Origin of the sequence: Kitasatospora fiedleri, assembly GCF_948472415.1 — a bacterium.
GTDB classification, from domain to species: domain Bacteria; phylum Actinomycetota; class Actinomycetes; order Streptomycetales; family Streptomycetaceae; genus Kitasatospora; species Kitasatospora fiedleri.
Window position 1 is genome coordinate 752658 of the sequence record NZ_OX419519.1, and the last position, 18812, is coordinate 771469.

Here is an 18812-nt window from a genome sequence, read left to right on the forward strand (position 1 = left end):
GGCGGTTGACGCGTGGGACCAGCTGTCCACGGGCGTCCGCCGCCACCGACCGTGAGGAACCTCGATGACCGTCACCGAGCCCACCCCGGGCACCGACTCCGCCGACTCCGCAGGCTCCACCGCCTCCCGGGCGGCCGAGGTGCTGTCCCGGCCCGTCGCGATCAACGGGCTGACCGTGCCCAACCGCATCGCGATGGCGCCGATGACGCGCCAGTTCTCGCCCGGCGGCGTGCCCGGCGAGGACGTGCGCGGGTACTACGCCCGCCGGGCCGCCGCCGGCGTCGGGCTGATCGTCACCGAGGGGACGTACGTCGGCCACGAGTCGGCCGGCCAGAGCGACCGCATCCCGCGCTTCCACGGCGAGGAGCAGCTGGCCGGGTGGGCCCGCGTCGCCGAGGACGTCCACGCGGCGGGCGGCACCATCGTCCCGCAGCTGTGGCACATCGGCATGGTGCGCAAGCAGGGCCAGCAGCCGTTCCCGGACGCCCCCGCGATCGGGCCGTCCGGCATCCGGCTGGACGGCACCGAGGGGACCGGGCAGGCGATGACCCGGTCCGACCTGGACGCCGTGATCGGCGCGTTCGCCGAGGCCGCGGCCGCCGCCGAGCGGATCGGCTTCGACGGCGTCGAGCTGCACGGCGCGCACGGCTACCTGCTCGACCAGTTCCTGTGGGCGGGCACCAACCGCCGCACCGACGGGTACGGCGGCGACCCGGTCGCCCGGACGAAGTTCACCGCCGAGCTGGTCGCCGCGGTGCGCGCGGCCGTCTCGCCCCGGTTCCCGGTCATCTTCCGCTACTCGCAGTGGAAGTCCGACAACTACGACGCCCGGCTCGCCGAGACCCCGCAGGAGCTGGAGGCGATCCTCGCCCCGCTCGCCGAGGCCGGCGTCGACGCCTTCCACGCCTCCACCCGCCGCTACTGGGTCCCCGAGTTCGACGGCTCCGACCTCAACCTGGCCGGCTGGAGCAAGAAGCTCACCGGCCTGCCCGCCATCACCGTCGGCTCGGTCGGCCTCGACGGCGACTTCCTCGGCGCCTTCGCGGGCGAGGGCGCCCCGGTCCAGGGCATCGACGACCTGCTCGACCGGCTGGAGCGCGACGAGTTCGACCTGGTCGCCGTCGGCCGCGCCCTCCTCCAGGACCCGCAGTGGGCCGCCAAGGTCCTCTCCGGCCGCACCGCCGACCTGCGCCCCTACGACGCGGCGGCGGCCCGCACCCTGCACTGACGCCGCTCCCCGTCCGTCTGTTCGCCCGGACGGCCGCTCGGCCGCTCGGCCGCTCGGCCGCTCGGCCGCTCGGCCGGAAGACCCCGCCGAGCGGCGCCGCGGACCGTCGGCGCGCCGTCCGCAGGCCCGCCCGTCCCGCGTCAGTCCTCCTCCCACGCGGCCGGCAGGGTGCGGTACCCGCGCAGCGGCGAGCGGGCCAGCAGGACGGCGGGCACCGCCATCAGCGCGACGCCCGCCCACAGGGCGGTGGGCGGCGACCAGGAGGCAGCCAGCAGGCCGCCCAGCAGCGCGCCCAGCGGGGTGGTGCCCTGGGTGACGACACCGGCCGCCGCCGCGACCCGGCCCAGGTAGCGGGTCGGCGTCACCCTGGCCCGCAGGCCCGCGGCGGCGATCGTCCGCCCCACGACGACGAAGCCGATCAGCACCTGGGCGGTCGCCACCAGCGGCACCGCCGCCCCGGGGAGGAGCCCGGCGAGTGGCGCGCCGAGGGCCGCGACGGGGGCCAGCGCGGAGAACACGAAGACCATCCGGATCTCGCCGAACCGCCGCCGCAGCCGGGGCCCGACCAGCGAGGACAGCACGCCCGCCACCGCCCCCGCCGTCGACAGCGCGCCGTACAGCCACGGCGCCAGGCCGAGGTCGCGCAGCAGGAACACCGGCAGGACCGCCAGGATCGCGCCCGCGCCCAGGTTGTTGAGCGCCGCCTGCGAGATCAGCAGCCGCAGCACCGGCCGCCGGGCCGTCACCCGGACGCCCTCGGCGATCTCGTGGCGCAGTCGGCGCGGACCGCCGAAGACTGCGATGTCCGCGTCCGGCCGGACGCCGCGCACCAGCAGGCAGGACAGCAGGTGCAGGACGGCGGCCAGCCCGTACAGCAGCGGGGCCGGGACGGTCGGGGTGAGGACGCCGGCCGCGGTCGGGGAGACCGTCCGGATCGCGTTCTCGGAGGTCTGCAACCGGGCGTTGGCGTCGGCGACCCGGCGCTTGGAGACCAGCAGCGGCAGCACGCTGGTGTGCGCGACGTCGAAGAACACCCCCGCCACGCTGACCGCCAGGGCCACCGCGAACAGCTGAGGAACCGTCAGAACGCCCAGCGCGTACGCCACCGGGACGCTGGCGAACGCCGACGCGTAGGCGGCGTCGGCGGCGAGCAGCACGGTCCGTTTGCGCCACCGGTCGACCCAGGCGCCGGCCGGCAGGCCCACCAGCAGGTAGCCGAGCCGGGCGAACACCGCGACCAGGGCGGCCTCCAGCGCCGTCGCGTGCAGCACCACCACGGCGGTGACGGGCAGCGAGAACCCGGCGACCTCCGCCGCGGAGTCGCGCATCCCGTTGGCCGCCCACAGCCGCCGGAACCGCGGGTCGCGCAGCACCTCCGCCTCGCCGCCACCGCCACCGCCGTCCCGGACCGACCCGGCCCGGCTCCGCTCCCCCGTCCCGGTCACCACCGCCGGGCCCTCCCCTCCGCAGCGCCGCCGCCGTCGTCGCCGTCGTCGTCGCCGACGGGAGCGGACCGGCCCGCCACCGGACCGCCCCGCACCGCCGGGCGGTCTCCGACCGTACCCGGGGAGTCTTGTTGCGGGCCGCCGTCCCGTCAACCGCATAGGGACGGGGCGTCAGCCGGTGCACGCGGTGGCGCTGCGGTAGAGGTCGTCCGAGGTGCCGAGGGCCCACCGGGCGTTCGTCGCACCGGAGTCGGCGCCGCTGCACGCCACGGTCCCGGCCCCGTCGGGACGGTGCCCGACGGCTCCGCCGACCCCCGAATCCGAGTGCGCGTACTCATGCCGCCCCCGCCGCCGTACGACAGGCTCGGTCCTCGGACCACGCGCGCACAGCAGCACGGAGAGGATGCGGGCCGGTGAGCTCAACCGGGGGGAAGGCCACGCCCAGCCGAGGGGCGGGCCGGTGGCGGGCGGTCAGCGGATCGCGCACGGCGAGGTCGGCGGCGGTCGGAGCAGGTCTCGGGCTCTGCTGGCTCGGCCTGGCCGCGCTCCCGTGGGCCGGCCTCCTCCCGTGCGACCGGCAACAGGAGTGGGGCTGCCTGGGGGTGGGACTGCTGTTCCTCGCGGCCAGCGCCGTCACCGGGTTCCTGCTGAGCCGGCTCGCACTGCGGCTGGTGGGCATCCGCCCGGCCTGGCGGGTCGTCGCGGTGGCCGTCCTGCTCTTCTGGCTGGCCGGCAACCTGTACTACCGAGTCGGCTCCCGGCTCCCCCTGGACATACTGCTGCCGCTCGCCTCCACCGCACTGTTCGCGCTCGCGGCCGTCCTGACCGCCCCCAGACCGCCCCGCTGGCGACCGCGCATCGCCCTGCTCCTCGTCCTCGCCCTCTGCTGGCCGCTGTCCGCCCTCCTCGGCGAGCACCAGGCGGACGAACGCCTCCGCGACGAGATCACCGGCGCCGGCGTCCCGCTGTACGCCCCGGACCTCACCGACTACCGCCTGCACCACCCCCTGGCCAACCAGCCCGCCCACTGGTTCGGCTTCACCCTGCTCCCCGCCCGCCCGACCACCGACAACCCCGACGACACCGCCGACACCGCCGACGCCGACAACCGAGCCGTCCGGGTGACCGTCCAACCGGTACGGGACACCTTCCGTCCCCCGCTCTGCGACGCCCTGGACCTCGGCAGCACGGTACGCGCCGAGAACTGCGAGCAGGTCACCCCGGACACCTGGCGCCAGGTCGGCCCCTACACGCTCCACTACTTCGTCCGCCGCGGCGACTACCTGATCGTGATGTCCGCCGACAGCAGGAACACCACCACAGCCGACCTGCAGACCCTGACGTCGACCCTCACCGAACGCACCCCGGACTACTTCCTCCCCTGAACGGCCCACCCCGACCCCGCTCCGAACACGGGACCGCCACCTGGCGCTCGATCACCGGATCCGGCATCCGATCGCGGACGGTCCGAAAGACCTCGTCCAGCGGACCTCCGGTGGCGTGGCCGCCGGTCCAGGAGAGGATGTTCGCGGTCTCGATCACCCCAGCGGCAGCAACAACCGGGGTTCGTCGCCCGCGAAACCGTCCCGCTTCAGGGACGAGTTCCACGACCGGACCTAACCGCATTCGACCCGCTTGTCATTCAGCCGTGTGCGCCTCCTCCAGGACAGCCCACAGCCGCCTGATCTCGTTGACCGGACGCGGCACGTCCTGACGCGCGTTGGCGATGAACTCGATGTCCGCGTCGGCCCGGGTATCCTCCCCGACGACCTTGTGGTCGCCTGCGCGTGAGTCAGGTAGATCCCCGTCACCCTCCTCGGCGTCAGCGCGGAGCTGGATGAAACTGGTGCCGCCGATCCCGTGCCAGCTCTCCACCCAGCCGCCCCACGGCCCCGGAGTGGCGCCAGCAACGTACCGCTCGATCGCGGACAGCTCCTCCTCAGGCAATGCCTTATCGAGCTCCATGATCGAAAGCGTTCCCCGGCGCCAAAAAACGGTGCCTCAGTCCCCAGCCCAGTGGGCGGCGATCAGGTCGCGGTACCGGGCGAAGGAAGCTTGGGGGGAACCGCCGCGTGGTGAAGTCGACGTGGATGAGGCCGAAGCATTGGCCGTAGCCCTCGGGCCATCGAACATCCTGTCATCCCAGTCCCCTCTCTGGAACGCTCGTCGACGCAGGTTGGGTCAGCGCGTGCGCCGTAGAGTCTGCCTTTCTCCCCTCCCCGCGCTTGCCCACGAAGCGTTAGTACCAAGGGACAGTAGGAGTTGGCTCTGGCGCGAGTTCCGTGAAAGCCGCCCGCGAGGGCAGAGGAAAGTTGATCATGGCGGGTGTCTGTCGATGATCTTCTGTCTGTCCTGTTGCCCCAGTTCGCGCTGCTGAGCATGGACTTGATCCGATCGACCGGCAGGTCGGTACGGGTGAGTGTCCGGGGCCGGGCGCCGGGGGCGGAGTGCCCGGGCTGCGGGAACTGGTCCGGACGCGTCCACAGTGGGTACGAGCGTCGGATCAGCGATACGGCGGTCTGCGGGCAGGAGCTGGTGCTGCACCTGCGGGTCCGCCGGTTCTTCTGCGACAACGCGGAGTGCGGGAAGCGAGCCTTCGCCGAGCAGATCCCGGGTCTGACGTTCCGGTACGGCCGGTGCACAGTGCCGTTGCGGAAGGTCCGCGAGGCAGTCGCTCTGGCGCTGGGCGGCCGGGCTGGGGTCCGGCTGGCCGAGCACTTGGCGGTCGGCGTCGGCCGGGACGCCCTGATCCGCCTGATCCGCGCACTGCCGGACCCGGCCATCGGGCCGGTCCGCGTGCTCGGTGTCGACGACTTCGCCCTGCGCAAGGGCCACCACTACGGCACCGTCCTGATCGACATCGAGGGCCGCCGCCCCGTCGAGGTCCTGCCGGAGCGGTCCGCCGACGCCCTGGCCGCCTGGCTCACCGAGCACCCCGGCGTCGAGGTGATCTGCCGTGACCGCACCCGTTACTACGCTGAGGGCGCGGACCGCGGCGCCGGCACGGCGACGCAGGTCGCAGACAGGTGTCACCTCTGGGCGAACCTCGGCGACGCGGCCGAGCGGCTGGTCGCCCGCCTGCGCTCGCAGTGGGTCCCGCCCACACCCGAGAAGGAGAAGGTGGTGCCGTCCGAGGCGCCTGAAGGGCGACGGGTCCGCCGGACCCGCGAGCGCCACGCCGCCGTCCACGCCTTGATGGACAAGGGCATGGGGCACAGCCAGGTCGTGGCCGAGCTCGGCCTCGACCTGAAGACGGCGCGGAAGTTCATGCGCGCCGCCACAGCCGAGGAGCTGATCGGCGACCGCCGGACCGGCTGGCAGAGCAGCCTGGACGGTCACGCCGCCTACCTGATCGCCCGCTTCAACGAGGGCTGCCACAGCGCGCTTCGGCTCCACCGAGAACTCACCGAACGCGGCCTGACCGTCAGCGAGCGCACCGTGCGCCGCTTCGTGCACCGGCTGCGTGAGAACGCCAAGCCGGCCACCCGGCCGCCGGTCCCCAAGGTCCGCGAGGTGACCAAGCTGATCCTCACCCACCCCGACAACCGCCCCGAGTCTGGTCGCGTCCTGCTGAAGGAACTCCTGCACCGCTGCCGGGAGTTGGACGAAGCTTGCGAACTCATCGCGCGGTTCGCCTCGATCCTCGTCCACCGCCGGGGCCAGGAGGACCTCGAACAGTGGACCGCGGACGCCCAGGCCAGCCGACTGCCGGAACTACGCGGGTTCGCCACCGGACTGCGCAAGGACTGGGACGCGGTCATGGCGGGCCTCACACTCCGCTGGAACTCCGGCCCGGTCGAGGGACACGTCAACCGCATCAAGATGCTCAAGCGCCAGATGTTCGGCCGAGCCAACCTCGACCTCCTCCGCAAGCGCGTACTCCTCGCGTCATGAACATCAACAAGCACGGTACGTCCGCGAGGATCGGTAAGTCCTTCAACCAGGAGCTGTCGGGCTCGACCGGGAAGTGGTGCTGGTCAGAAGGGAGGCTGCCAGTCGCTCCACCGCGGTGGACTGCCGAGTGGGGGCCAGTGGTCCGGATGGCCCGGGTAGGGCCACTGCCGGCCGACCCACTCACATTGCGGTATCGGCCCTTCCCAGTCGTCAGTGCACCGCTCTTCCCAGCCTCGGCCGACCATCACCGGGCGGGTCACCACGCGGCCCGCCACCTCCTGCACTCGCAGGACCAGGCCGATCCCGGCGGCCCCGGGGTTGCCCCGCGGACCGTAGGACACACCGAGCACCCCGCAATCGGAAGCGTGCAGAAGGAACCGCTCCAGTTCAACCGGGACGCGGGCGGTCAACTCCCTTCCCCAGAGCGCCACCTGAGGCCCGTGGGCGGCGTCGACCGCGACGCAGAACAGCTTGCCGGCGATGAAGTAGCCGTACACGGCAGGCTCCCCGACTCCGGTCCCGAACTCGACGCCCAGAGGCGCCGGCCCCCACGGGTCGGCCTGGAACCTGCGCAGCTCGGTCATGCCCGGCAACACCGCGGCGACCTCGGCGATGCGCATGCCGAACCACAGCGGCCCGACGCCGTCCAGGGGCATCAGTTCCCACTCCACCCGTTCGGGCTTCTGCGCAGCACCCTGTGGTTCTGCCGCCACCATCCGTCCCCGCCCCACCTGGACACCGAACTGCCCCGGCTCCCGGGGCTTCACCACGCTGGAATTACACCAGACTCAAGATCCTTCACGGAACTCGCGCCAGAGCCAGTCTGCCGTGCCCTCTGACACGTTAGTTTCCCGACGGCGCGCGCGGGGCGCACGCCCGAGCCTGAGCAACACTCCTATGCGCTCCCTGTAATCTCCGATAAAGCTCCGAATTCCTCCTCTTCCTCTCAACAGAGCTCGTAATCTGGTGCGTTCGCCTGCCGACCAGGGGGCTTACGAAGAGGCTCGGACAGAGGGGTAGCAAAGTGAACGGCACCGCCACTCGCGCGCGGGAGGAGGCCGTGGCCTCCCAGGCTCAGCGATGGGCCGACGAACTCATTGATCTCGGACCGCGCAACACACTGCTGCACTTCAAGGACACAAAGACTGGCAGCCTCGACCTCACCGCCATCTCCGCCGAACAGCAGCACGCGCTACTGGCCGGCCGAAAGGTACGGCTCGCGAGCCTCGTTCCCGATCCGTCCGATCACAAATCTGCCTGCCTTCGCGCGCGCCACCTACGACGCCGGATCCTGGAACTGGACGAAGAACAAGGCGTCGAGGCCGGTCGCCTGGCCTGTGGACTGCTGAACGTGGACCCGCCGAAGACACGTGGTACGACCATTGTTCTCCCCCTGCGTGCTCCCCTCGTGCTGCTGCCTCTGACGATCCAGCCGCGCACGGCCACCGAGAACGACTTCGTCTTCCAGGTCGACGGCGAGCCGGAGATCAATCCGGTCCTGCTCTACGCGCTGAACCGCCAGTACGGCCTGGACGCCGACCTCGACCAACTGGCCGACCAGACGTCGGCCACGCTTGAGGAGCAGACGGAGCCGGGGACCCGGGTGCGTGCTGTGTATGACCTCCTCGCCAAGGCCCTCCATCGGAGCGGGCTGTCCGTATCGTTCGAGGAACGCCTTGTGGTCGGGGCCTTCAGCTTCGACCGGTTGCCCATGGTCAACGACTTGAAGAACTCTGGCTCGCTGCTCGCCGAGCACCCCGTCATCGCTGCCATCGCTGGTGACAGCACGGCGGCCCACTCGCTACTGGAGGACACGGAGGACCCTCCTGCGGAGGGCGAGATCCCGCCGCGGGAGGAGTTCCTCATCCACGATGCCGATGCCTCTCAGCAACAGGCGATCCGCGCCGTGCTGGCCGGCCGACATGTGGTCATTGAGGGACCTCCCGGAACGGGTAAGAGCCAGACCATCGCCAACCTCATCGCTGCGCTGGCTGCTGAGGGACGGCGCATCCTCTTCGTCGCGGAGAAGCGTGCCGCGATCGAGGCCGTTACCGATCGACTCGCCCAGGTCGACCTCGACGGACTTGTTCTCGATCTCCATGGGAACAAGCTGAACCGTCGCCAGCTGGCCCAACAGCTTCTTGAGACCCTCGACCGATCCGGTCAGAAGCCGCCGCCACGCCCTGAGCAGTTGCACGCCTCGCTCGAACACTTCCGTGGTCAGACCGGCCGACATGTCGCCGAGTTCCACCAGCCGCGGTCCCCGTGGGGAGTAAGCGCTTACCAGGCCATGGCTGCGCTGTCGGGAATTCCGCCTGAGTGCCAGACCCGCTGGCGCCTGCGCGGCGGTGTCCTGAAGCAACTGGACCTGCCCGCACGGCAACAGGTGGAGCGGGACCTGCACAAATTCGTCAGCCGAAAGGGGCTGCAGATTCGGCGCGGTCAGTCTCCCTGGGCACGGGCCCGCGTACGGGACATCGCGGAACTCCGTCCGGTCCTCGAACGACTCGACCAGTTGGCGGGTACAGCCTTCCTGGACACCTGCCGGGAGATCGAAAAACTTATCACCGCAGCAGGGTTGTGTCAGGCATCGGACGTCCAAGGCTGGCAGCAGTTGCTGGACCTCTTGCAGGCCGTGTCCAGCACCTTCCAGGAGTTCACCCCGGAGGTCTTCGGACCGCAGCTCGACCGGCTCGTCGCCGCTACTGCTGACCGGGCATGGCGCAAGCAGCATGGGCAACCCATCGGTTGGTGGCAGCGTCGCTCCTTGGTCCGTGAGGCCATGGCCATCCGTCGGGACGGACTGCGCGACCGCCAGGTCCTCCACACCCGGCTGGTCCAGGCCCAGGAGCAGCGGACCCGTTGGCAGAGCGTATCGGTGGACGGCACACCGCCTTCCGTAGTCCCTGAGCTCGGCGCCACACTGAAGAACTTCATCGAGCTTCGCGACCGGCTTGCCGCAGTGGCCCTCTGCGCGGGTGTCGACGACTGGGCGAAAAAGCCTGCCAATGAGGTAGCCGAGATCGTACGAGAACTCGATGAAGACCGCGGGACGCTGTACCAGATGCCCGAACTCAACCAACTGACCGACCGCCTGGAGACCGCCGGTCTTGGCCCACTGCTTGACGAGCTGACTCAGAGCCTCCCAACGCCAGAGGTAGTGGTCGATCGGTTCCAGTACGCCTGGTGGTCATCCGTTCTCGACGAGATCAAGATGCATTCCCAGCACGTTCGTACCTTTACCGAACGGGAACACGATCACGCCGTCACGCAGTTCCGTCGAACCGACAGCGACCACATGACCGCCAATGCCGGCCGCGTGCGATACTCCGTGGCGGCCCGGCTGCGCAAGGCCCGTGATACCCACCGTGACCAGAACGCCGTAGTCCGCGACCAGGCCGCCCGCAAGACGCGCCACTTGCCCTTGCGCAAACTGGTCGCCAGGGCCCCCGACGTACTGTTGGCGGCCAAGCCCTGTTGGGCCATGTCGCCGCTCGTGGTGAGTCGGGTGCTACCGGCCACTCGGCTGTTCGACGTGGTGGTCTTCGACGAGGCCAGCCAGATCCTGCCGCACGACGCCATGACGTCGATCATGCGGGGTCGCCAGGTCGTCGTCGCGGGCGACCGGAACCAGCTGCCGCCCACCTCGTTCTTCAGCCGCGTGCTGAGCGGCACGGACAACCAGGAGGACGCTGACGACGAGGACAGGACCGATCCCAGTGTCTTCGAGTCGCTCCTGGATCTGCTCAGCAGTCGGCTGCCCCGAGTCCACACCCTCCGCTGGCACTATCGGAGCAGTGACGAGAGGCTGATCGCCTTCTCCAACCGCGAGATCTACCGCGACCAGCTCATCACGTTCCCTGGGACCGCCGTCGCAAGTCCGATCCTTCTGGATGTCGTCGACGGACACGCGCTCCCCGGCCAGGACGGCTCCGCGCCTCAGGAGGTCGAGCGAGTGGTGAAGTTGGCCCTCGACCATGCCTCCCTTACCCCCAACCTCAGCCTCGGCATCATCACCATGGGCCAACGGCACGCCGACCGCATCGATCTCGCCCTGCGCAAAGCCCTTGAGGCGCAGCCGGACCTGCAAGGCTACTTCAGCCCCGAGGCAGGCCTCGGCCGCCGATTCTTCATCAAGAACCTCGAACGCGTGCAGGGTGACGAACGTGACGCCATCATCCTCAGCATCGGGTACGCCAAGGCCGCCAACGGCCGGCTTGCCCAACGCTTCGGTCCGCTCAACAACGAAGGCGGAGAGCGTCGGCTCAACGTCGCCATCACGCGTGCACGCAACCGCATGACAGTCGTCAGCTCGTTCTCCCACCATGACTTCGGCCCGCGTGGCGAAACGAAGAACCGCGGCCCCGAACTGCTGCGCCTGTTTCTCGAGTACTGCGCTGTCCAGGGTGACCTCACCCGGTCGGGTGGACGCCAGGAGACGTACGAGCTGAACCCTTTCGAACAACAGGTGTTGGATGCCCTGCTGTCCTCAGGCGTTCCCGCCGTCCCACAGTGGGGCGTCTCCGGCTACCGCATCGACTTCGCGCTGGCCCATCCCGAACGGCCCGGCCAGATGCTGCTTGCCGTGGAGACGGACGGCGACCGCTACCACCGCACAGCGAACGCACGAGACCGTGACCGGCTCCGCCAGGCGCACCTGGAACAGCTCGGATGGCAGTTCCACCGGATCTGGGCCGCGGACTGGTTCGCCAATCCCCAGACCGAGACGGACCGACTTGTCAGTATCTGGCAGGACGCCGTCCGCGCGGCCGACGAGGCACCGAGCCGCACAGCGCCTCAGGCCTCGGTGCCCACTCCGCGTCAGGCAGAAGAGCCGTCGACGCAGCGAGGACACAGACCGGCGCTGACGCCCGGTGGCAGCATCGGCACTTATTCCGACACGGATCTCCGGGCGCTCGCCGGCTGGATTCTCAGCGACGGCTACCAGCTCGACCGTGACACCAGGGTCGGTCAAGCCATGACCGAACTTGGTTTCCAAAAGCGAGAACGGGTCATCGTCGAACGCCTCAACCAAGCCTTCGATCACTCTCAGCAGTTCGCAGACAAGGAGCCCATTTGATGGTCCAGCTCGATCCCATGACCATCCAACGCATCGCGCGGCTCGTCGTGGACATGGACGGCCCCTTCGAACGTCCCGGATACCAGCTCGCCGAGCTGCTGAAGCGAGCGGCATGGCCGGTGTCGGTCGAGTACGACGGCACGGCGCGGGTGTCCTGGCTAACCGAGACGATCATGGAGTCGGCCAGTGACGAAGCCGCCGTCAGCCGCTTCCTGGGCCGTATCTGCGACCCTCTGGAGTACGACGACGGCATGGCGTCCGCCGACCTACTCCGGCAGGGTCTCAACCAGATCCTCGCGGCAGAGCAACTGTCGATCACTTACGTTGGTGGCCGCCCGATGGTGGGTGGGCTCGGCCAGGACGGCCGGTCAACCACCTTCAGTCCGCCCGAAGACTTGGAGGCACGTATCCGACGACTGGTCAGCAGCAACGAGATCACAGGTCAGCTCATGCAGCGGGTGAACGAAACTCGTATCTGCGCGGACAACGGAGCGTACGTCTTCGCTCTCATCGGCATCGGAAGCTTCACTGAAGGTCTGCTGCTTGATGTGCTGACCAAACGCGACCCGAGCCTGGCCCAAGGGTTCCCAAATCCCAATGGAGGAAGGCCGGTGCCGGCGGCCAAGACCAGCCTGGCACTGCTACTGGACACCGCCCGGTCTCGAGGCTGGATTCAGGTCGACGCTCACGACTTCATGAGAATCGTCCGCGAGTACCGCAACTTCGTCCACCTTCGCCAGCAGCGAGAACGCGGAGTCGATCCCGACCACGACACCGTCATGATGTGCTGGGGCCCGGTCCTCGCCGTCCTCAACGATCTTGAGTCGAGCCACATGGACTGACTACCACCTGGCGTATCGCGCCCGATGGACAGAACACGGAGTGTTCGTCCGCTCCGTACAGTAGAGCCACGAGTACGTCGTCGAGTGTTTCCGCCGAGTTGAAGGCGAGGCCATGTCCGACTCCTCCGTCCCGTTCCCCCAACCTCGTAGGTCTTCCCGACGTCCGAGGTCTCGCATTGTCAACCAAGACCGTTTCATTAGGCCGGAGTTGCTCACCGACCGGCTGCTGATCCAGGTGGACGCTTCCCGGGTGGGGTTCGTACGGGACCAACTGGACCCGACCCGCAGCGGGCTCGTGATCAGTGGACCGAAGGCCCTCAAGAAGGCATCGGAGCTGCGGGACACCAACTACGCAGGCGTGCTCATCGCTGACCCGGCGTTCTACGAGGACGCCGTTGCAACAGCGAGCGAGCCATTCTTCTCGCGCCCCGACGAACTGCCCGCAGTAGATCCGCTCGGTCAAGCAGTCCAAGAGCAACTCGGCGTCGGCGCGACGGCGGCGCTCACGCCGACTGGATACCTCCGTGCCGGGGACACGGCCACCGTACGAGCTGTCGTACGCGATGTGGCGGCGCGGGAGGATCCCCGGATCGTACTCACCCTCCCAATGGACGTCGGCTGGCTGCACGATGACCTGGTCGGCCGCTTCATCGAAGAAGTGAGCGCGGCACCGGGTATGAAAGCCATCATGCTTGGTGGCCAGTTGGACCCGCTGGCAAGTTTCCCCAGCGCGCTGGCCGGGCTGGCGCGGGTACTGGCCGAGGTGCCGGGAGCCGCGCTGTTGCGGGCCGATCTCGCGGCGTTCGGAGCACTGGCACGGGGCGCGGTGTTCGCCGCCTACGGGCTGTCGGGGCGCTTCCGGCACGTCGTCCCGCCCGGTGAGCCTGCGAAGAACTCGGGCTTCGCCGACTCCCCGGCCGTGCTGTTCCCAGAATTGATGGCCCTGTTCCTCGGCAAGACCCTCGCACGCCGTTTCGCCGCCTCGCACGCACCCGTGTGCGAGTGCGCCGCCTGCGGACGCCGGACGTTGGACAGCTTCCCGAGCAACCGCGACATCCGGTCGGCAGCACAGCACAACACAGCCGTACTGATGTCCTGGCAGCAGACGTTGCAGACCCTAGAGGCTGGGCCCGACCGCCAGCGGTGGTGGCAGGAGCGCTGTCGGGCCGCAGTGGACCGGTACCCGCTTGTCAACGCCGCTATCCAGCAGCCGAACGGCTTCAAGGTCCAGCCACAGCTGCTGAGATGGTCCCTCCTTGATGCAGCGCCTTCCGCACCGGCTGGTGCGGAAACCGACTGACGCGCTGGCAGGCAGGCGGCTCAGACCAGTCGCCCGTACAGCTCCTCGACGAAGTGCCAGGCCGCGGCGGTGTGCCGCTGCGGCCGGTACGTCTCGGGTTCCAGGGCGATCTTGATCCCCTCTGGCTCATTGACGAGCACGCCGATGCCGTAGAAAGCGGCCTCCGCCAAGATCTCGTCCAACCGTGCGCGCGGAACCTCGTCGAGTAGGACAGCCCGACGGCAGAACGGCGCGAACCGACCTGCTCGCTCCAGACCCGCCCCACCACCGGCGGCCCGTACAACCGCGAGGTCGACAGCGAGTGGCCGGACCGCCCGGCGCGTCACCAGATCCGTGTCCCACTCGACACTTCCTCGCGGGAGGTCACGAATGCTGGCCCGGTCGAGGAGGGAACCCAGCGGAACCGGAATGCCAACCGGAAGGTGGAGCAGACACTCCAGCGCGGGGATGCTGTCCATCCGCTCGGCACCAACCGCCTGCCGCCTGCGGTACTCGGTCTCATCTACCCGGTACAGCAGGAACGCACGGGTACCCAGGATTGAAAACATGGCGCCTTCACTCTCCGAAGGCGCCTGCGGCAACGCTGCTTCACGCACCGAACGCCACGCCGCGGGATTCGCCACACCTGCCATGGGTACCACCCTGCCCTACCGACTGACGTGACGGCCAGGAACTCCTCCGCCTAAGCCTCATACGAGCTCTCCGGTGGACATCATTGACGATGGCAAGCAACTGACAGTCGGGGCTTGGGCGACGTGAGGTCCTCCGCTAACCGTTGGCAATGGGCTGTGGACCTGTCGAACGACCTGGCTTGTGCGCGATGTCCGAGGTAGAGCTGCCGCAGACCGCGCCGTACAGATGGCCTCCCCGCCGTTACCGAGAGGCCGCATATCCCACGCCAACCGAAGCCCAACTACACCTGATTCCGGCCCCGGTGGGTGGCGATCAGGTCGCGGTACCAGGCGAACGACGCCTTCGGGGTACGCCGTTGCGTGGCGAAGTCGACGTGGACCAGGCCGAAGCGCTGGCTGTAGCCCTCGGCCCATTCGAAGTTGTCGAGGAGGGACCAGGTGCAGTAGCCGCGGACGTCGATGCCGTCGGCGGTGGCGCGGGCGAGGGCGTCGAGGTGGGTGGCGAGGTAGGTGGTGCGGGGGGTGTCGTCGAGGGTGGCGTCGGTGGAGCAGCCGTTCTCGGTGATGGTGATCGGGGGGAGGGCGGTGCCGTAGCGGTCGCGGAGGGTCAGGAGGAGTTCGTGCAGGCCCTCGGGGACGACGGGCCAGCCGAAGTGGGTGCGGGGGACGCCTTCGACGGGGGCTTCGGCGAAGGGGAGGCCGGGGTCGGTGGGGGCGGCGATCCGGGTGGGGTTGTAGTAGTTGACGCCGAGTCCGTCGAGGCCGGGGGCGGAGATGAGGGTGAGGTCGCCGTCGCGGACGGCGCCGCCGAGGTCGGGTTCGGGGCCGAGGCCGTACGCGGTGAGGTCGGGGTAGCGGCCGAGGAGGAGGGGGTCGGTGAACAGGCGGTTGTGCAGGGCGTCGTAGGCGTCGGCGGCGGCGACGTCGGCGGGATCGGAGGAGGCGGGGCGGACGGGGGTGAGGTTGTTGGCGATCAGGACGTCGAGGCCGCGGGTGCGCAGTTCGGCGGCGGCCAGGCCGTGGGCGAGGAGTTGGTGGTGGGCGGCGGGGAGGGCGTCGAGGACCAGGGCGTGGCCGGGGGCGTGGATGCCGAGGGCGTGGCCGTAGACCAGGTGCACGAAGGGCTCGTTGAGGGTGATCCAGGCGGGGACGCGGTCGCCGAGCCGGTCGGCGGCCAGCGCAGTGTAGTCGGCGAAGCGTTGGGCGGTGTCGCGGTGCAGCCAGCCGCCAGTGTCTTCGAGGGCCTGCGGGAGGTCCCAGTGGAAGAGGGTGGGCAGCGGGGTGATGCCGGCGTCCAGGAGGCCGTCGACGAGGCGGTCGTAGAAGTCGAGTCCGGCGGGGTTGGCGGGGCCGCGGCCGGTGGGCTGGACGCGCGGCCAGGCGAGCGAGAACCGGTAGGTGTCGAGGCCGAGTTCGCGCATCAGGGCGATGTCCTCGGGCCAGCGGTGGTAGTGGTCGCAGGCGGTGCGTCCGGTGTCGCCGTCCCGGATCGCGCCGGGCCGTTCGCAGAAGGTGTCCCAGACCGACGGGCCCCGGCCGTCCTCGTCGACCGCGCCCTCGATCTGGTAGGCGGCGGTGGAGACGCCCCAGCGGAAGCCGGCGGGCAGGTCGTAGCGGTCGGTCATGGGGGTCCTTCCAGACGGCACGAACCAGGAAACGCGAGGAGTGCTCATATTAGGGAGCCCCGCCCGCTCGGAGCCAGGGTCGGGATCGGAGCCGGAGCCGGAATCGGAGCCAGGGGTCGGGGTCGGGGTCGGACGTGGCCGGGCCGCCCGGCGGAACGGTGCCCGGCCGCGGCGGTACTGTCGTCGCGGACGCCCGGCCGGCCGACGCCGCCGCCGGGGTCCGCCCGAACTGACCAGACAGGTCCGCGCGGGGGCCGCGTCCAGCACGGCGGGGCCCGCGCCGGACGAAGCCGGAACGGTGGTCCATGGCCTCGCCCCGTCGTACGACGCTGAACGATGTCGCCCGGGAGGTCGGCGTGAGCGCCAAGACCGTCTCCCGGGTGCTGAACGGCGACGGGCCGACCTCCCGCGAGACCCGGGAGAAGGTGATGGCGGCGGTCGAGCGGCTCGGCTTCCAGCCCAACCTGATGGCCCGCAACATCCGCGTCGGCGGCCCGGACAGCACCGTCGGCCTGATCATCCCCGACATGGGCAACCCGTTCTACGGCTCCGTCGCCGGCGGGATCGAGAGCGCGGTGCGCGAACGCGGGCTGACCCTGCTGATGGGCTCCTGCGCCGACGACCCCACGCGGGAACGGGCGCTGACCGCGACCTTCCTGGCCCGCCGGGTCAGCGCGCTGCTGGTGGTCCCCGCCGCGGGCGCCGACCACGCCCACCTGCGCACCGCCCGGGACGGAGGCCTGCCGGTGGTGTTCCTCGACCGCCCCGGCACCGGCCTCACCGCCGACAGCGTGGTCAGCTCCAACCGGGACGGCGCACGCGAGGGCACCGCCCACCTGATCGCCGCCGGACACCGCCGGATCGCCTTCGTCGGCGACCGCCCGGCCACCCTCTACACCCGCCGCGAACGCCTGGCCGGCTACCGCGAGGCGCTCGACGCCGCCGGGCTGCCGCACGACCGCGCGCTCGTCCTCGACGGCCGCACCGAGGCCGAGGCCGCCGACGCCGTCCAGCGCGCCCTGCGCGCCCCGCAGCCGCCGACCGCGATCCTGGCGGCCCACAACTTCGCCGCCATGGGCACCGTCCTCGGCACCGCCCGGGCCGGCCGGCGCGACATCGCGCTCGTCTCCTTCGACGACCTCCCGTTCGCCGAGGTCCTGGAACCCGCCGTCACCACCGTCGCCCAGGACCCGGTCGCCATCGGCACCACCGCGGCCGAGATCGCCCTGGCCCGCCTCGACGGCGACCGCACCCGGGCCCGCACGGTCACCGTCCCCACCCGCCTCATCCCCCGCGGCTCCGGCGAACTCCCCCGCGCGCCGGGTAGTTCCGCACCGTCGCCGCAGCAGCGACCGGGGCCGGCCTCCCTCCCCGGACGCGCGCGGGCCCGCTCAGGACGGCGCCGGGACCATCCGGTGCAGGCCCTTGCGGTCGTAGTAGCGGGTCATGGCGAAGCCGAAGACCAGGGCCACCGCGAAGCCGAGCAGGATCATCAGCCAGGCCCTGGTCAGGCCGGCGTCCGCGCGGGCGTCGAAGTAGAGGATCGCGCGGACGCCGCCGGCGACCTGGCGCATCGGTTCGAAGGCGCCGAGGAAGCGGTAGAAGGACGGGGTGGCCTGGAGCGGGATGGTGGCGCCGGAGGAGGGCAGGGCCAGGGCGATGAAGACGAACATCGCGACCAGCTGGCCGATCGAGCCGAACGCCGCGTTGATCGCCTGCACGCCCAGGCCGACCGTGAGGCAGGCGCAGAACGAGAACACCCAGAGCAGGGCGAGGTGCGGGGCGTCCATGCCGAGGATGCCGATCGTGGCCAGCATGATCATCGAGGCGGTGACGGCCGACAGCCCGGCCGTCATCGCCATCTTCACCACCAGGGTCTGGGTCCGGTTGATCGGCACCGTCGGACGGCGCGAGTGCCAGGGGCCGATCTCGCTGTCCGCGTAGCCGAGCGCCGCGTCCACGCCGTTGTGCACCAGGTTGGCGCTGAGGAAGCCGGCCAGCACCAGCAGCAGCGTGTAGTAGAAGGCGCTCAGGCCGAGCCCGGTGTGCCGGGCGATCGGGTGCCCCTGCCGGACCTGCACGTCCACCGGGTCGGCCAGCAGCAGTTTCGAGGTGGCGGGCGCGTCCGGCGCGGCGGCCGTCAGCTGCTCGCCCAGCCGGGTCGAGGAGCGGTGCGCCGCGAGCTGGGTGATCTGCCCGGCCAGCGAGGACGCCAGCGAGCCGGTGCCCGGGTTGGTGAGCGTCAGCAGCACCGGCCGGGCCGTCGCCTGACCGGTGGTCAGCGCGGCCACGCTGCGGGTGAAGTCCTCCGGCACCACCAGCGCCCCGTACACCCGGCCCGAGGAGAGCCGGTCCTGGGCCTCGGCCATGGACAGCCGCTGCCACTGCACCTGCCCCGGCGGCGTCCCGGCCGCGACCGCGTCCGCCAGCTCCGCGCCCAGCGGCGCCGAGCGGCCGGGCGGCGGCGGCCCGGCGTCCGAGTCGACCAGCGCGATCGGCATCCGGTGCAGGTCGTCCTGCGGCGACAGGATGCCGCCCATGTACAGCAGCGACAGCACCAGCGCCACCAGCGCGCTCAGCACCCCCGGCACCAGCCACAGCCTCCACCGGCGCAGCACCCGCGACGCCGGTGCCTGCGGGACGTGCTCGGTCGGGGGATTCCGGTCGCCATGCCACTCCCCGCACTCGTCGCCCCGCGGCCCCCGGCCGGGAGCCCTGCCGACGATAGGGCCCGCGGGCGCCGCGACCGGCCGCGACACCCGCCGG

Annotated in this window: 12 protein-coding genes and 1 pseudogene; 7 read left to right on the top strand and 6 right to left on the bottom strand. The window is 70.5% G+C overall.

Annotated elements, in window-relative coordinates:
* Positions 1 to 64 precede the first annotated feature (64 nt).
* Complete coding sequence (locus QMQ26_RS03845; RefSeq protein WP_100834885.1) at positions 65 to 1228, top strand: NADH:flavin oxidoreductase; 1164 nt, start codon at positions 65 to 67, stop codon at positions 1226 to 1228.
* A 140-nt stretch (positions 1229 to 1368) separates the two neighbouring features.
* Here the strand turns inward: QMQ26_RS03845 and QMQ26_RS03850 are convergent, their stop codons facing one another.
* Complete coding sequence (locus QMQ26_RS03850) at positions 1369 to 2676, bottom strand: MFS transporter (RefSeq protein WP_282204756.1); 1308 nt, start codon at positions 2674 to 2676, stop codon at positions 1369 to 1371.
* 599 nt (positions 2677 to 3275) lie between these two features.
* On the opposite strand from QMQ26_RS03850, the gene QMQ26_RS03855 reads away from it, so the two are divergent.
* On the top strand, positions 3276 to 4058 hold the full coding sequence (locus QMQ26_RS03855; protein WP_282204757.1) for a hypothetical protein: 783 nt from the start codon (positions 3276 to 3278) through the stop codon (positions 4056 to 4058).
* 253 nt (positions 4059 to 4311) lie between these two features.
* On the opposite strand, the gene QMQ26_RS03860 is transcribed toward QMQ26_RS03855, so the two are convergent.
* Entirely contained in the window at positions 4312 to 4638 is a 327-nt protein-coding gene (locus tag QMQ26_RS03860; RefSeq protein ID WP_282204758.1) for a hypothetical protein, read from the bottom strand.
* A gap of 414 nt (positions 4639 to 5052) precedes the next feature.
* On the opposite strand from QMQ26_RS03860, the gene QMQ26_RS03865 reads away from it, so the two are divergent.
* The gene (locus QMQ26_RS03865) at positions 5053 to 6567 is read left to right on the top strand and encodes an ISL3 family transposase (RefSeq protein WP_282204759.1); all 1515 of its coding nucleotides are present in this window, start codon (positions 5053 to 5055) and stop codon (positions 6565 to 6567) included.
* 83 nt (positions 6568 to 6650) lie between these two features.
* Here the strand turns inward: QMQ26_RS03865 and QMQ26_RS03870 are convergent, their stop codons facing one another.
* Positions 6651 to 7337, bottom strand: a complete 687-nt coding sequence (locus QMQ26_RS03870) for a hypothetical protein (RefSeq protein ID WP_282204760.1) — start codon at positions 7335 to 7337, stop codon at positions 6651 to 6653.
* A gap of 290 nt (positions 7338 to 7627) precedes the next feature.
* On the opposite strand from QMQ26_RS03870, the gene QMQ26_RS03875 reads away from it, so the two are divergent.
* The 3 genes from QMQ26_RS03875 (at position 7628) to QMQ26_RS03885 (ending at position 13789) form a co-directional block, all read left to right on the top strand.
* Positions 7628 to 11647, top strand: a complete 4020-nt coding sequence (locus QMQ26_RS03875) for an AAA domain-containing protein (protein ID WP_282204761.1) — start codon at positions 7628 to 7630, stop codon at positions 11645 to 11647.
* A complete protein-coding gene (locus QMQ26_RS03880) occupies positions 11647 to 12489 on the top strand; it encodes a hypothetical protein (RefSeq protein ID WP_282204762.1) in 843 nt (280 codons plus the stop codon). The genes QMQ26_RS03875 and QMQ26_RS03880 overlap by 1 nt, the downstream gene beginning before the upstream one ends.
* 208 nt (positions 12490 to 12697) lie before the next feature.
* Positions 12698 to 13789: a hypothetical protein gene (locus QMQ26_RS03885; protein WP_282204763.1), complete on the top strand. Its 1092-nt coding sequence runs from the start codon at positions 12698 to 12700 to the stop codon at positions 13787 to 13789.
* Positions 13790 to 13809: 20 nt separating this feature from the next.
* Here the strand turns inward: QMQ26_RS03885 and QMQ26_RS03890 are convergent, their stop codons facing one another.
* Both QMQ26_RS03890 and QMQ26_RS03895 read right to left on the bottom strand, forming a co-directional pair.
* Complete coding sequence (locus QMQ26_RS03890; RefSeq protein WP_282204764.1) at positions 13810 to 14421, bottom strand: hypothetical protein; 612 nt, start codon at positions 14419 to 14421, stop codon at positions 13810 to 13812.
* 281 nt (positions 14422 to 14702) lie between these two features.
* Complete coding sequence (locus QMQ26_RS03895; protein WP_282204765.1) at positions 14703 to 16046, bottom strand: GH1 family beta-glucosidase; 1344 nt, start codon at positions 16044 to 16046, stop codon at positions 14703 to 14705.
* Positions 16047 to 16351: 305 nt separating this feature from the next.
* Between QMQ26_RS03895 and QMQ26_RS03900 the strand changes: the two are divergent.
* Positions 16352 to 17359: pseudogene (locus QMQ26_RS03900) on the top strand (LacI family DNA-binding transcriptional regulator); the annotation flags it as partial.
* 78 nt (positions 17360 to 17437) lie between these two features.
* Here QMQ26_RS03900 and QMQ26_RS03905 read toward each other — a convergent pair.
* The gene (locus tag QMQ26_RS03905; protein ID WP_282206409.1) at positions 17438 to 18646 is read right to left on the bottom strand and encodes a YhgE/Pip domain-containing protein; all 1209 of its coding nucleotides are present in this window, start codon (positions 18644 to 18646) and stop codon (positions 17438 to 17440) included.
* Positions 18647 to 18812 lie beyond the last annotated feature (166 nt).